Origin of the sequence: Lactiplantibacillus sp. YT640 (assembly GCF_049745435.1) — a bacterium.
In the GTDB taxonomy this organism is placed as follows: domain Bacteria; phylum Bacillota; class Bacilli; order Lactobacillales; family Lactobacillaceae; genus Lactiplantibacillus; species Lactiplantibacillus plantarum.
In genome coordinates, this window is sequence record NZ_JBMNVY010000095.1 from 1 (window position 1) to 614 (window position 614).

A 614-nucleotide genomic window follows, 5' to 3' on the forward strand; every position below is an offset into this window, starting at 1 on the left:
TAAGCCTACCGATTTTTTAATATTATTTTATTCATCAATTTCCGGCGCCGACCCAAGCTCTGCCTGAATCATCCAGATTTTCTTTTCAATTGCGGTTTTGAGACCAATGAAAATATCTTGGGTACTGAAGTCTTTTTCAACATCGGATACTTCAATGCCGTGTTGGTAAAGGTCTTCCAAGTAACGATAGCCATCAACTAAGTGTGCGAGGCGTTCTGGGGTTGTTTTGTCCCATTCACCAGGCCAGTCTTGAATCTTAGTGTTTTCGGCCATTTCTTTTAAGGTCGAGTAAGGACTGCCATCAAGCGCAATCAGCCGTTCAGAAATGACATCGAGTTGGCTGTCAATTTCTTCCATGAACTCATCCATCAAGGGGTGCAACTTCAAAAAGTTGGGTCCACGCATGTACCAATGCGTCTGATGGATAATCATTGACATCTGGCTCAAATCGGCAACGAGTTGATTTAATACTGCTTTGGTTTTCGTATATTTCATTAGATTGATCTCCTTTCGATATGGTTATTATAACTTAGTGGTAGCTTAATCTGAAACGTTATACACTGGCAAATTAAGTTATTTATAGCCCGTAGAATTAAGTCGTTTTGAAAAGATGG

The 614-nt window shown here is 40.1% G+C and carries 1 protein-coding gene; it reads right to left on the reverse strand.

The window, feature by feature from the left end; translation table 11 throughout:
* Positions 1–27: 27 nt before the first annotated feature.
* Positions 28–495 carry a Dps family protein gene (locus ACOV1R_RS16080; protein WP_003587210.1) on the reverse strand — a complete coding sequence of 156 codons (468 nt, stop codon included), beginning with the start codon at positions 493–495 and terminating at the stop codon, positions 28–30.
* Positions 496–614: the final 119 nt, after the last annotated feature.

Coding starts and splice junctions, on each gene's coding strand:
- ACOV1R_RS16080 (WP_003587210.1), bottom strand. CDS start 495: ATGAAATATACGAAAACCAAAGCAGTATTAAATCAACTCGTTGCCGAT.